The sequence below is a fragment of the Sodalis sp. dw_96 genome (genome assembly GCF_018449575.1).
In the GTDB taxonomy this organism is placed as follows: Bacteria; Pseudomonadota; Gammaproteobacteria; order Enterobacterales; family Enterobacteriaceae; genus Acerihabitans.
Genome location: NZ_JAAVUT010000014.1, coordinates 80,632 through 93,240 on the forward strand (window position 1 = coordinate 80,632; position 12,609 = coordinate 93,240).

A 12,609-nucleotide genomic window follows, 5' to 3' on the forward strand; every position below is an offset into this window, starting at 1 on the left:
TTTCGTGATTTAGCTCTCTTCGTATCGTACATTTGCACAAAGAAATTGCCCGCGCCCGCTTTAATGCTGTGCCCTTGACCGGTGTCGCCTCAATTCCCGCCATCTATAATCACTCATATGACAATGCGTTAACATTCTTAATATAAACCCTGGTCCAAAGACCGGGTTGAGCCCATCCTGAAATGATTGCCCAAAGGATTTTTACCATGAGGCACCCGTGATGAAAATTACTCAAATCGAAGTGATGCGCCTGGCGATGCCTTTTACTTCCGGTAGAAGCAGCGATCGGCAAGATGGCGCGGTGGAGGATGCCTATAACGCCGCCTCTCCGGAGCTGACCCGTATGGAAACCCTGCTGGTGCGGCTGACAACCGACGGCGGTTTGCAGGGGTGGGGAGAGGGTTTCGGTCATCTCTCCAACCCGGTAACCTTTGCCGCGCTGGAGGGACCGGTGGGACGTTATTTCCTCGGACAAACATTTTCGGACACGCCGGAGGGAATAGCGCGGCTAATGGATGGGGCGCAACGCGCTTTTCACGCCTTTGGCCGCAGTGGACCGGTGCAATTCGCCCTGTCGGCACTGGATATCGCGTTGTGGGATCTGTGCGCACAATCGGCGGGCGTACCGCTCTGGCAGTTGCTGGGGGCACCTCGCCGGGAGATCGGCGTCTACGCCAGCCTGGTGAGCTACGGTAACGATCCCGCGCAGGTGGCTGACCATGCCATGCGCGCTTACGATAAAGGCTTTAGGGCCATTAAACTCCATGAAACCGAGTACCGGGCCATCGCGGCGGCCCGTGATGCATTACCGGCGGACGCGCGGTTAATGGTGGATGTCAATTGCCCTTGGACGGTGGAGGAAGCGTGCCGGCAAGCCCGGATGCTAAACGAACTGGAGCTGGCCTGGCTGGAAGAGCCGGTTTGGCCGCCGGACGATGCAACCGGACTGGCAGCGGTCAAGGCATGTGGCACACCGGTGGCCGCCGGGGAAAATGCCCAGGGAGTCGAGGGTTTCAGGCAACTGTTTGAAGCCGGTGCCGTAAGCGTCGCGCAGCCCAGCGTGGCGAAAATCGGCGGTATCAGCGCCGCGCTGGAGGTTTATCGTCTGGCGCAGCAGTATCGGGTAAACGTGGTGCCGCACTGCTTTTATTACGGTGCGGCGCTGATGGCCACCGCGCATCTGGTGGCCACTCTGCAGGAAGACGTGGCGCTGGAAGTGCCTTATCTGCAGTGGCCCGAGCCGCTGTATCCCGAACTTGATTTCCAGCCGCGCCTGCGCCTGGCGGATACCCCCGGTTTGGGCTTCCGGCCCGCTGAAGATATCCTGCGCCGTTATTGTATTGCCCATCGCACCCTATCGTCGGAGATGACCTCATGCTGAAACATAAATATCGTTTGGTGGTGGCGCTGTTGCTGTTTTTCGCCGGTATGCTGAATTACCTGGACCGGTCGGCGCTGTCGGTCATGGCGCCGCTGATTAAAAAGGATTTGCACATCGGCGATGCGCAAATGGGTATTGTGTTCAGCTTTTTCTTTGTGGGTTATTGCCTGTTCTGTTTTATCGGCGGATGGGGCGCGGATAAATTCGGCCCGCGGCGGGTTTATGCCTGGGCGGCCGGCGTCTGGTCTCTTTTCTGCGGCGCCACTGCTCTTGCCACCGGCTTTGGCTATTTGATGATCGTGCGTATCCTGTTCGGCATTGGCGAAGGCCCGATGGGCACCACCACCAATAAATCCATTTCCAACTGGTTTCCCCGTAAGGAAGTGGGGCGGGCGGTGGGTTTTACCAATGCCGGCCAACCGCTGGGCGCGGCTATCTCCGCGCCGATTGTCGGGCTGGTGGGGCTTAACTTCGGTTGGCGCATTTCATTTTTGGTGATTGCCCTGCTGGGATTTATCTGGCTGGGCTGTTGGCTGATTTTTTTCCGCGATCGGCCTGAACAACACCGCCGGGTTTCAGCAGAGGAAGTGGCGCTGATCACCGCCGATCGCCCGGCGAATCCGGCCGCGCCGGTGCTGCCCTCCGACCTGTCACGGCAGAAAAAACATGGCATCCTGTTTTATGTATTATCGATGCCGGTGCTGGGTGTGGCGGCAGCTTTTTTCTGTTTCAATTATATCCAGTTCTTTTTTCTCTCCTGGCTGCCCAGCTATCTGACGGATTTTCAACATCTGGATATCAAAAGCATGAGCATCATCGGCGTGTTGCCTTGGCTGGGGGCTACTCTGGGCTTTGTGGGCGGCGGTCTGGTGTGTGACGCCTTATTCAAAAAAACCAATAATTTCCTGCTGTCCCGCAAGGTGGTGATTATTTGCGGCCTGGCCATTGCCGCGGTCTGTGTGCTGATGACCGCTTATGCCGCCACGCTGGGGTCGGCGGTGGCGCTGATTACCGTCGCCAGTCTTTTTGCCTATATGACGCCGCAGGCCTGCTGGTCGCTGTTGCAGGATATCGTCCCTGCCTCCCGTATCGGCTCCGCCGGCGGCTTTGTGCATCTGCTGGCGAATCTGGCGGGTATCCTGTCGCCAAGCATCACCGGTTTTCTGATTCAGTACGGCGGTGGCTATCAATCGGCGTTTATCCTGTCCAGCATTTTGGCGGTGGCGGGCATTGTGGTGATGCTGCTGTTTGTCCGTCAGCGCAAGGTGGACAGCATCCGATTGCAGGCCGCCTGAGAAGTGTTCTCCCTTTAACAGGGCCTGGTTCAAGCTTCGGTGATCGCGGGCCTACCGCACCATGGGGTACTCCGGCGGGCGGAAAAACCACGCCCGCTTCGACCCCATTGGCGCGCTCTCCCTTTAACAGGGCCTGGTTCAAGCTTCGGTGATCGCGGGCCTACCGCACCATGGGGTACTCCGGCGGGCGGAAAAACCACGCCCGCTTCGACCCCATTGGCGCGCTCTCCCTTTAACAGGGCTCGGTTCAAGCTTCGGTGATCGCGGGCCTACCGCACCATGGGGTACTCCGGCGGGCGGAAAAACCACGCCCGCTTCGACCCCATTGGCGCGCTCTCCCTTTAACACGGCTCGGTTCAAGCTTCGCTTAAATCTGTTGACTGTCGCCGCAGAGCCGATATCACAAGACCGCAATGGCAAAAAATGACGCATTAGATTGCATAACGCGACCTAATGTGGCATTTTAGTTTATGCGACGATGCGACGCGGATCGAATGCCGCAATCTGAAGTTTGCGTTCCTCCGACGCAGGCAATAATCTATTCCGAAAGAGGCTTACGTCATGTCAACCAGTGTACGTTTAGACGATGATTTTGTTAGCGACATCAAGGTTCATGCTGAGGCGGCAAGCCGAAGCATACCCAAGCAAATTGAGCATTGGGCCAAAATAGGTCGTATCGCGGAAGATAACCCTGATTTGCCCTACAGCTTTATCGTTGAAACATTGCTCGCGCAAAGTGAAGTTGAAAACAATAAGGTAACCCGCTATGCCAGAAGGACAAACCGGTCAAAGGATTGATGTTTACGAGACGCGCCGCTTCACCAAGGCGTTGGCAAAGCTGCCCCGAGATGTGCTTAAAGTCATTGAGGACGAGATTGATGCAATCATCGCCGATCCCAGCATCGGCGAACAGAAAAAAGGGGATTTGCGCTTCCTCAGGGTGCATAAGTTTTCATTAAATACCCAATTAATGCTTATTGGCTATAGCTGGTTAGAGAACAAACTGGAGCTTTACCTGCTGAGTCTGGGTACCCATGAAAATTTTTATCTTCAGCAAAAACTTCACCGAAAGGCTGATCTCAAGTTGATTGAATAGTGAATCAATCTCAGTTCCCTAGCGTCGTTTTTGTCATTAGTGGGGAAATAATCTGACATCGTGGAATGCAAACCAGCAATAAGCTGTCACAGCTGGTTTGCATGGCAGGGAAGCATCAATAAAGCCACTATTAGCCAAAATCAAACCGGGTATTCACCTCTTCCCGGTTATTGAAGCTTAACTTCACCGTTTCGCCGGTTATCTCCACGTCTTCGCGCTTTTTCAATTCCGCCAGGCATGACTCTGAAACATAGATATATTCCAGATGAAGGGTGTCTTTGATCCACACCACCTTGGCCCTATCGAATTCAATGCGGTTGCAGGTTTTGATCGCCACCGCCAGCGCAATGCGATCGTTGGGCAGGATCAGCGGCAGCTTGCCAGCGTTTAGATTGGAGGAGGTAATCACATTGGTGTAAAACGCCGAGAAGTCGATTTTATTAAAAAACGCGCTGGTAATGATATCGGCGTTGTTGATACAGGCGGCATTGCCATGGGACTCGTCCGTCAGGTCGCGTACCCAGATTTTCTGGATGGGGGGCGCGATAAATCCTTCTTTCACATTGGTGGAATTTCGGCCGGTGACATTGGGATCCATCCCTGCGCCGCTGACCTCTTTGCCGAACCGTTCCACCACCAGCACATCAATACTTTCCAGCAGCAGTTTTGGCAGGCGGGTCTTGGCCCGGGCCAGGATAGCCGGTTCTTCCGCCGCGATGTCTTCCACCGGCAGCGCGACGATATCGCAGGTCTGGTCGTAAGCATTTTCCACCAGGCCGATGCCAATGGCTATAGGCGCCTTTTCCATCACCAGTTTCGCGGCAATGGGCATCAACCGGCCGAAGGAGGGAATCTCATGGCGATGTATGGAGCTGGCGCCTTTATGTTTACCCAGACCGATAACCATCATCTTCTGAATGCCGCTTTCCACCGGACCTTTAAAATCGGTATGGGGTTTCACGCGCCCGATGGCGATTACCGCATCGCTTTCATAGGCATTTTTATCAAACCAAATCCGTAGCCCGTTTTCCAACTGTCCCAGTTCCACCGTGTCCATGTCGGAGATAATGGGGCAGCCGACGTTGCTTTCAGTAATACCGAAGCCGGCGATGACCTGCCGCTGGCCATCGGCGGTCGCGCCGCCATGGCTGCCCATGGCGGGAACCACAAACGGAATTCCGCCCCGTAGTTTTACTTCGTGCACGACAGCGGTAATGATTTCACGTAAATTGGCGATACCCCGGCTGCCCGCGGTCAGGGCCACCCGCATCCCCGGCCGGATTTTAGCGTTAACGGCGGGTTTGGCAAATTCCGCCGCCACTTTAGCGGGGATATCTTCCACCCGGGCGGCGTCAAATTTCTGTTTCACCCGGTGCAATCGCGGCCAGGCGATATCGAAGCCGTCCTGCAGTTTTATTTCGGTGTTCTCAAACATGAACCTCACCTTATGTTCCGGTTTAACGGCTGGTGTTCGTCGCTTTAGGTAACCCGACGGCGGCTTCAGGCGACTTTGGGTGGGTAAGGCGCCCCGGCAGTGTTAATGTGGTTAAAAATCCCACCAGCAATATCCCCGCCAGGCAATAAATGCCGGTGGAAAGGCTGTATTGCGATGTCATCCAGCCAATCATGAACGGGCCGACAAACCCCCCCAGGTTACCCAGGGCGTTAATTACCCCGCGCGCGCCGCCGGCCAGATGATGGGGAAACAACACCGGCGGTATGGTCCAAAACACGCTGGAAGCAGATTCATAAAACAGTCCGCACAGCACCAGAAAGGTAAATGACACCCAGATATAGTGGCTGAATTGTGCCGAACAGATCAAAAACAGCGCAAATCCCAATAGGGATAGCGCGATGAAAAATTTGCGGTTGTTTCTTTTATCCGACAGCGACGAAATAGCATAGGTGCCGATGAGCATGGCGACATAGGGTAATGTGGATAAAAAACCCACCGCGCCGATGCCCATGGCGGTGAGATTTTTAATCATCGTCGGCAGCCAGAAGCTGAAGCCGTAAATGCCGGTCTGATAACAAAAATAAATCACCACCAGTTTCCACAGGCTGTTTTGTTTTAAGATTTCCATCAGCGAGCCGGTGTGAATGCTTGCTTCCTGCTCTTCTTTGATTTTGTTGTTAATATAATTGCGTTCATCTTCGCTTATCCACTCGGCGTCGTCCGGCCGATTGCTGATAATCGGGAACCAGATAAACAGCAATAACAGCGACATTACCCCTTCGATAATAAATAATTCACGCCAGCTCCAGCGGCCGATAATCCAGCCGGCAATGGGGCCGTTGACAAAGTTGGCGATAAAGACAATGCCGCCGATAAAGATCGCATTGGCCCGGGCGCGTTCGGCGTTGGGAAACCAGTTGGAGATAATGATCAGCAGCGCTGGAAAGACGCCGCCTTCCGCCACCCCTAAAATGAAGCGCAACGTCAGGACCTGCCAATCTTTTTCCACAAAACCCATCAGAATCGAGGTGGCGCCCCAACCTACTATGGTATAGGCGATGAATTTTTTGGCACTGCCCCGGGCGGCAATCAGTCCTCCGGGTATTTGCAGCAGCAGGTAACCGATAAAGAAGATACCCGCCACCAGTCCGGCAAAGGTGGTTGATAAGCCCAGGTCTTTATCCATGCCGCCGGCGATGGCAAAACCGATATTCACTCGATCCATCAGGGCGACGATATAGACCAGAAGTATCGGCGGCAGGATCCTGACCCATCTTTTGTTGGGAATAACGTGCGGATCATTGAGCATAGCATTGCCTCTCATTAGGTTTGGTTCGCGACTGTCGTTTATTGTTATTGACTCGCCATACTTCAACGGACTGATTGTCATTAATTTTCAATCTATTAACTTCGCTATCGTCACTGTATTTCTTTGGCTCTTTTTAGGTCTCTTTGCGCTTTCATCACCCGCAGCAGTTAGCCCTTTGATACTCACTGCGGATTTTGTGAACTGTCTCTCATTGATAATAATTTTTTAATGAAAGATGTCTTGTCTGTTAATGAGATTATGAATAACCTGTAATCCTGTCAAACAGGTTGTGAGGTTAACGTCCGCTGTTTTCTTGAATTGCGAAACTAATCACAAAAGCATCGAGTGAGCCGTTATGAAAACATTTGAAGACCTGGGTTATTGCAAAGTGGATGTCGACCGCGAAAGCCGGACCGGTTTTCCAGAGGTCATTTTCGGCCAGGGCAAAACCATCGCTCAGATAGTGGGTATTTTTGATCGCTTACTAAGCCATCATGGCAAAGCCATGGTGACCCGTCTTGACGAAAGCAAGGCGCCGCAGGTGATGGCGGCCTTTCCCCAGGCGCGCTACGACGCCGGGGCGCGCATTCTTTGCCAGGGCGGCGCCAAAATCCGCTTTGCCGGGGAGGTGATGGTGTTATGTGCCGGAACCGCGGATCTTCCGGTGGCGGAGGAGGCGGCGCTCACCGCCGAATGGATGGGGTGTCGGGTCCGCCGCCGCTACGATGTGGGCGTGGCGGGCATCGATCGGCTATTGGCCTATCGCGACGAAATCGCTCAGGCCAGCGTGTTGATTGTGGTTGCCGGCATGGAAGGCGCTTTGCCAAGCGTGGTAGGCGGCCTTACCGGCTCTCCGGTTATTGCCGTGCCCACATCGGTGGGTTATGGCGCGCACTTCCAGGGGGTAGCGCCGTTGCTGACCATGCTCACGTCCTGCGCCGCCGGGGTGAGCGTGGTGAATATCGATAATGGTTTTGGCGCCGCCTATCAGGCGGCGTTGATCATGAAGCTGGTTTATGAGGGGAGCCTGCATGCCGCTGCTCTATCTTGATTGCCAATACGGTATTGCCGGGGATATGGCGCTGTCAGCCCTTATCGACGCCGGGGCGGATATTAACTACGTCATCAGCCATTTAAACGGCCTGCCGGTGGATCCCTTTGTGTTGGGGGTTTCAACGGTTAATCAGCACGGCATTCAGGCCAAAACTCTGCAGCTTTTTTTCCCGCTCGCCGATACCGGACCGACGCCTTTGAGCGCGCCGGGGCGGCATCTCCATCACCGCCGGGCCTCGGCCATACTCGCGATGATTGAAAGCAGTTCGTTGCCGCTGAGAGTGAAACAGAGGGCGACGGCGGTCTTCAGCGCTCTGGCCCGGGCCGAAGGCAAAATCCACGGCATACCCCCGGATGAGGTGCATTTCCACGAGGTAGGGGCGATGGATTCCATTATTGACATCATCGGCGTTTGCCTGGCGCTGGAGAGCCTGGATATTGACCGTATCATCGCCTCGCCGGTGGCGGTGGGCGGCGGTAAGAAGCAAATGGCCCATGGCTGTTATCCTATTCCGGCCCCGGCGACCGCCGAACTGCTGCTGGGCATTCCCCTGGCGGATTTCCCGGTGGAAGGGGAGCTGACCACCCCCACCGGGGCGGCGTTTATTAATGCTCTGGTGCACGAATTCCGGGCATTGCCGGCGGTGACCCTCAGCGCCATCGGTTATGGCGCCGGTAAAAAGCGGTTCAGCCATCCCAATATCCTGCGGGTGATGGTGTGCGAGAGTGCGGAGAGCCGGCCGGAGCGGGAAACGGTGGTGACGTTGCAGTGCGAAATGGATGATATCAGCGGCGAGAATCTCGGTTACGTCATGGAACGGCTGTTTGAACAGCAGGCCCTGGATGTGTATTACACGCCGGTCTATATGAAAAAAAATCGTCCCGGCACCTTGGTGACGGTGTTATGCCGACCGGAGGATAGCGCTATGCTGGAAGAAATCCTGCTGTTGGAAACCTCCACCTTCGGCGTGCGCCAAACCCGCCACAGTCGACTCATCCTGCAGCGGCGTATCGAGTACGTAACCACCCCCTACGGCGATATCGCGGTAAAGATTGGCTTTCGCGGCCAGCGGGTTTATCACACAGCCCCGGAATATGAACAGGTGCGGCTGGCGGCCAAAAACCACCGGGTGCCTTTTGACCTGGTATGGGGCACGGTCCGGCAATCGGCCAATGCCGACTGGGCGGCCGCCTGTCTGAAAACCAGCCAGGTAGTCACTGATTCTGCTACAAAAATATAAAGCGTTAAGACGGTCTTGAGGAGTCCATTATGCTGGAACAAAAATATGAAGCATTGAAACAATCGTTGCAGGCGCTGGGAGATGTGGTGATTGCCTTTTCCGGCGGCGTGGACAGCACCCTGCTGCTGAAAGTGGCGCTGGATACCCTGGGGCGGGACAGGGTGCTGGCGGTAACCGCCGACAGTGAAACCTACCCTAGGGAAGAGTTGCTGGCGGCGCAACGGCTGGCCGCCGAGCTGGTCGCCCGCCATGAGGTGATATCCACCTCCGAACTGGCCATCGCCGGTTATGCGGACAACTCCCCCAATCGCTGTTATTTCTGTAAAAAGAACCTGTTTGTGAACATCCTGCCGCTGATGGAGCTGCAAGGTTATCATCATCTTGCCTTCGGCCTGATTGCCGATGATATGGGGGAACACCGTCCCGGCGTCAAGGTGGCGCGGGAGTACCATTTGCGGGCGCCGTTGCAGGAAGCGGATTTATATAAACCCGAGATCAGGGAGCTGGCCTTGCACCTGGGCTTGAGCAATTGGGATAAACCCTCTTATGCCTGCCTGTCGTCGCGGGTGGTCTACGGCGAGGAGATCACCCTGGTGAAGCTGCGGCGTATCGAGGAATCGGAGCGCTATATCCGTTCATTGGGCATCCGACAGGTCCGGGTGCGCGTCCACGGCGATATGGCCCGCATCGAGGTGGAGCCGGAAGCCATGCCGTTATTGTTGGCACAACACGACGCCGTATCCTGGCGGCTGCGGGAGCTGGGCTTCAAGTGGGTGGCGATGGATCTCGGCGGTTATCAAAGCGGCAGTATGAACCGGATACTGGTGACGCAAGGGGAGGCCGGTGTGGCAGAATAAGAGGATCTTGGCGTGGAACTGTGCCGCGTAACGCCAAACAACCAAATATATGTCATCTAGCCGCAGTCTGGTAGGTTTTTGAACTGTAGCTACACATCAAACCCCGATAAGGCTTTCAGCCGGGATGCCAAACTGTTTATGCAGTTTTCGGATCATCGGCAGTGTCAGGTTTCGGGTTCCATTGAGAATTTCATAAACGCGGTTTATGCGACCAATAGCGGGTTCTAAATCTTTTGCCGTCAGCCCTAGCTGCTCCATACGAAATTTGATGGCTTCAATAGGGTCAGGAGAAGCAATGGGGTAATGCTCGGCTTCATAGGCTTCGATTAATAAAACCATCACTTCCATATAGTCAAAATCTTGTGAACCCATATCAGGTTGATTATCAAACATTGGTGAAATGCTTTTTAAAGCTGCCTGATAATCTTGTTCATTACGAATAGGTTTAACGTTCATCATTTTTACTCCAATTCGATAGTGTTGGCTTCTATGGCATCATATTGCTTATGTGTACCAATGAATTTCACGTATACCCAACCAGCAGGATAAAAGATTGACACAATCAGCCGATAATCATTACCTTTAATATTAAATACAACCCGGTTGTTTTTAAGAATAGTTGCGTTACGGTATTGTGGTTTTATCTCCGCCGGTGTTTTCCAGTCAGCATTTTTTATCTCATCTACCCAAGCCTTCAATGGCTGTTCTGAGTCAGGATAACGTCCCCAGAATAGCTTTAATGTGGAAATAGCGATGATCTTCATTTGATGAAATATAGTCCCAATTTGGGGGGTATGCAAGCAGTATATCCCATCATGGGACAAAGGCGAATAAAAATTTCATAAAAACACATCATGTCGGTACGAAAAGAATGCAGCGGACGGGTCGAAGCTAAGCAGCCTGAAAATTTCGTGCCCAACTTGTGCTATTGGCCTGTCTATATCCCCCCGCATTTACACCGACGAGGCGCTTTTGCCGGCCACTTCGCTACCCTGCTCAATGAGTGAATTCACTGCGGTATCGAAATGCTCCATCATGGCTTTTTTGGCATTCTCGGCGTCCCGTGCGCAGACAAAGTCACAGATCTTCTGATGCAACTCAACGATGCGCTGTTCATATTGTAAATGCTCTTTTTGCGCCTCCAGCCCGGCATAAACCGACTGTTTCAGCTGGGCGTGGAGGGCCTGCAGCAAAATTATGAACAGCGGATTTTTTGAGGCCTGGGAAAGCACCAGGTGGAAGTGGATGTCATGCTCCACAAAGCTTTCGGTATTGTGGAAGTTCTCGCGAATCAGCCGCATCTCTTGCTGCAATAAGACGAAATCCTGTTCGGTGCCGTTAACCGCGGCCATTTCGGCACAGCCGATTTCCAGCCAGCGGCGCACCGACAGAATTTGCGACGCCGTGACCTGCTCGGTGGCGGAAGCGAAACCGAATATAAGCTGTAAAACGCTGGCGTCGAAGTGTTTGATGCGCGGCACTTTGCCGCTCTTGATCTCCAGCACCCCGAGGGCCGACAGCGATCGGTATGATTCCCGCACCACGCCGCGGCTAACCCCCAGGTCTTGAATAATCTGCATTTCGCTGGGCACCGCCATGCCGGCGGTGAGGTTTTCCCGGGGAATCAGCTCCAGGATGTAGTTTTGCACCTGGCTCGACAGCGTATTGTGTTCCAACAGCTTTTTAGTGGTCATGGCGACTCAATTCCCTCTTGATGAACGGTATGCGTCATACCGCTCAGTCCGGTGATTAATACCGAAAACAGTGCCGATATTAGATTGCTGACAAACATGCTCGGGACTCGATAAGGCGGTACAGGCTGCTAGAAGAGTAAACCGTCCGCGCCAGGGACGGCGCGGATCGAGCCCACAGGGATGTGTTTACGGCGTGTTTACGATCTAGCAGCCTGTACCGACCGGGCACTTTGTCGTCAAACTCAGATATCATCGTTTTCTTCCCGCCCGGCGTCAATGCGCCCTATTGTCCGGTAAATGCCCGCCAAACACCAGCCACCCGGTGCGGTCGGTCATTAACCTTATGCAACGGGGCCGGCCCGGCGGCGAACGTTAATGGAAAGTGTGATCATATTATCAAATATGTTAACGATCCTGTAAACCTGTTTGACAGGTTTCCTCGTAAAATATACTCTTCCTCTCAGCGCCGTACTCCCTGTCTCTTCCCGAAGATGACCGTTACCGACAACCGCACAGGATACTTGTTATGTGGAAAAACGATAAAGAGCTGTTTCAACTGATGCGTACCCGGCTGTTTACCGCCGTGGTGGGGGACATCCTCGATACCCTGGGCTATCTGCATCAGTTCGTTTCTCCGGCCATCAAACCCCTGCATCCGGATATGGTGGTGGCCGGGCGGGCCATGCCGGTACTGGAAGCCGATGTGTATGAACAGCGCTCCACCTCAGGCCGCACCGCTATCGGTGAAAAGCCCTTCGGCATCATGTTCGAGGCGCTGGACTCGTTGCAGGAAGATGAAGTGTATATCACCACCGGCAGTTCCCTGCGCTATGCGTTATGGGGTGGACTGATGTCCACCCGTGCCATGCATTTGCATGCCGCCGGGGCGGTGCTGGACGGTTTTGTTCGCGATTCGGCGGAAATTCTGGAACTCGGTCTGCCGACCTTTTCCCAGGGTACCTATGCGCAAGATCAGGGGCCACGGGGTAAGGTCATCGACTTCCGGGTGCCCATCGAATTTCACGGCGTGGGCGTCAAGCCGGGGGATATCGTGTACGGTGATCGCGACGGTTTGTTGATTATCCCGCGGGAAATCGAGGGGGAAGCCATTTCCCTTGCGCTGGAAAAAGTGACCACAGAAAGCGATGTCCGTCGCGCCATTAAAGACGGCATGAGCACCGTGGAAGCATTCGATAAATTCGGCGTGATGTAGCGCCTAAAGCCGGC

13 protein-coding genes are annotated in these 12,609 nt (G+C 54.3%); 8 read left to right on the forward strand and 5 right to left on the reverse strand.

All coding sequences use genetic code 11. The annotated features are described in order from the left end of the window. Positions 1-220 precede the first annotated feature (220 nt). From HB631_RS18875 to HB631_RS18890, 4 genes are all read left to right on the forward strand, one after another. Positions 221-1,381 (forward strand): mandelate racemase/muconate lactonizing enzyme family protein, encoded by a 1,161-nt coding sequence (locus tag HB631_RS18875; protein WP_213992728.1) that lies wholly within the window; start codon positions 221-223, stop codon positions 1,379-1,381. Continuing rightward, positions 1,375-2,676: an MFS transporter gene (locus tag HB631_RS18880; protein WP_213992729.1), complete on the forward strand. Its 1,302-nt coding sequence runs from the start codon at positions 1,375-1,377 to the stop codon at positions 2,674-2,676. The genes HB631_RS18875 and HB631_RS18880 overlap by 7 nt, the downstream gene beginning before the upstream one ends. Positions 2,677-3,237: 561 nt before the next feature. Then, on the forward strand, positions 3,238-3,474 hold the full coding sequence (locus tag HB631_RS18885) for a ParD-like family protein (protein WP_213992730.1): 237 nt from the start codon (positions 3,238-3,240) through the stop codon (positions 3,472-3,474). Next, complete coding sequence (locus tag HB631_RS18890; RefSeq protein WP_213992731.1) at positions 3,443-3,772, forward strand: type II toxin-antitoxin system RelE/ParE family toxin; 330 nt, start codon at positions 3,443-3,445, stop codon at positions 3,770-3,772. Before HB631_RS18885 ends, HB631_RS18890 begins: the two co-directional genes overlap by 32 nt. Positions 3,773-3,902: 130 nt before the next feature. Here the strand turns inward: HB631_RS18890 and HB631_RS18895 are convergent, their stop codons facing one another. Together HB631_RS18895 and HB631_RS18900 are read right to left on the reverse strand one after the other, a co-directional pair. Next, positions 3,903-5,207, reverse strand: a complete 1,305-nt coding sequence (locus HB631_RS18895; protein ID WP_213992732.1) for a lactate racemase domain-containing protein — start codon at positions 5,205-5,207, stop codon at positions 3,903-3,905. A gap of 22 nt (positions 5,208-5,229) precedes the next feature. Further along, positions 5,230-6,537, reverse strand: a complete 1,308-nt coding sequence (locus HB631_RS18900; RefSeq protein ID WP_255557117.1) for an MFS transporter — start codon at positions 6,535-6,537, stop codon at positions 5,230-5,232. Between the two features lie 355 nt (positions 6,538-6,892). Between HB631_RS18900 and larB the strand changes: the two genes are divergently transcribed. From larB to larE, 3 genes are read left to right on the forward strand one after another with little or no spacing between them, the layout of a single operon-like run. After that, entirely contained in the window at positions 6,893-7,588 is a 696-nt protein-coding gene (gene larB, locus HB631_RS18905; RefSeq protein ID WP_213992734.1) for a nickel pincer cofactor biosynthesis protein LarB, read from the forward strand. Continuing rightward, positions 7,569-8,831, forward strand: a complete 1,263-nt coding sequence (larC, locus tag HB631_RS18910; protein WP_213992735.1) for a nickel pincer cofactor biosynthesis protein LarC — start codon at positions 7,569-7,571, stop codon at positions 8,829-8,831. Before larB ends, larC begins: the two co-directional genes overlap by 20 nt. 29 nt (positions 8,832-8,860) lie before the next feature. Then, positions 8,861-9,688 (forward strand): ATP-dependent sacrificial sulfur transferase LarE, encoded by an 828-nt coding sequence (gene larE, locus HB631_RS18915; protein ID WP_213992736.1) that lies wholly within the window; start codon positions 8,861-8,863, stop codon positions 9,686-9,688. 96 nt (positions 9,689-9,784) lie between these two features. Here larE and HB631_RS18920 read toward each other — a convergent pair whose 3' ends face one another. From HB631_RS18920 to HB631_RS18930, 3 genes are all read right to left on the reverse strand, one after another. Continuing rightward, positions 9,785-10,144, reverse strand: a complete 360-nt coding sequence (locus tag HB631_RS18920; RefSeq protein WP_213992769.1) for a helix-turn-helix domain-containing protein — start codon at positions 10,142-10,144, stop codon at positions 9,785-9,787. Positions 10,145-10,149: 5 nt separating this feature from the next. After that, positions 10,150-10,452 (reverse strand): type II toxin-antitoxin system HigB family toxin, encoded by a 303-nt coding sequence (locus HB631_RS18925; RefSeq protein WP_213992737.1) that lies wholly within the window; start codon positions 10,450-10,452, stop codon positions 10,150-10,152. A gap of 189 nt (positions 10,453-10,641) precedes the next feature. After that, positions 10,642-11,382 carry an FCD domain-containing protein gene (locus tag HB631_RS18930; RefSeq protein WP_213992738.1) on the reverse strand — a complete coding sequence of 247 codons (741 nt, stop codon included), beginning with the start codon at positions 11,380-11,382 and terminating at the stop codon, positions 10,642-10,644. 526 nt (positions 11,383-11,908) lie between these two features. On the opposite strand from HB631_RS18930, the gene HB631_RS18935 reads away from it, so the two are divergent. Beyond that, complete coding sequence (locus HB631_RS18935) at positions 11,909-12,595, forward strand: RraA family protein (RefSeq protein ID WP_213992739.1); 687 nt, start codon at positions 11,909-11,911, stop codon at positions 12,593-12,595. Positions 12,596-12,609: the final 14 nt, after the last annotated feature.

Bases quoted from the DNA above. Each gene is read 5' to 3' on its own strand.
- HB631_RS18875 (WP_213992728.1), top strand. From the start codon at position 221: ATGAAAATTACTCAAATCGAAGTGATGCGCCTGGCGATGCCTTTTACT.
- HB631_RS18880 (WP_213992729.1), top strand. From the start codon at position 1,375: ATGCTGAAACATAAATATCGTTTGGTGGTGGCGCTGTTGCTGTTTTTC.
- HB631_RS18885 (WP_213992730.1), top strand. From the start codon at position 3,238: ATGTCAACCAGTGTACGTTTAGACGATGATTTTGTTAGCGACATCAAG.
- HB631_RS18890 (WP_213992731.1), top strand. From the start codon at position 3,443: ATGCCAGAAGGACAAACCGGTCAAAGGATTGATGTTTACGAGACGCGC.
- HB631_RS18895 (WP_213992732.1), bottom strand. From the start codon at position 5,207: ATGTTTGAGAACACCGAAATAAAACTGCAGGACGGCTTCGATATCGCC.
- HB631_RS18900 (WP_255557117.1), bottom strand. From the start codon at position 6,537: ATGCTCAATGATCCGCACGTTATTCCCAACAAAAGATGGGTCAGGATC.
- larB (WP_213992734.1), top strand. From the start codon at position 6,893: ATGAAAACATTTGAAGACCTGGGTTATTGCAAAGTGGATGTCGACCGC.
- larC (WP_213992735.1), top strand. From the start codon at position 7,569: ATGCCGCTGCTCTATCTTGATTGCCAATACGGTATTGCCGGGGATATG.
- larE (WP_213992736.1), top strand. From the start codon at position 8,861: ATGCTGGAACAAAAATATGAAGCATTGAAACAATCGTTGCAGGCGCTG.
- HB631_RS18920 (WP_213992769.1), bottom strand. From the start codon at position 10,144: ATGAACGTTAAACCTATTCGTAATGAACAAGATTATCAGGCAGCTTTA.
- HB631_RS18925 (WP_213992737.1), bottom strand. From the start codon at position 10,452: ATGAAGATCATCGCTATTTCCACATTAAAGCTATTCTGGGGACGTTAT.
- HB631_RS18930 (WP_213992738.1), bottom strand. From the start codon at position 11,382: ATGACCACTAAAAAGCTGTTGGAACACAATACGCTGTCGAGCCAGGTG.
- HB631_RS18935 (WP_213992739.1), top strand. From the start codon at position 11,909: ATGTGGAAAAACGATAAAGAGCTGTTTCAACTGATGCGTACCCGGCTG.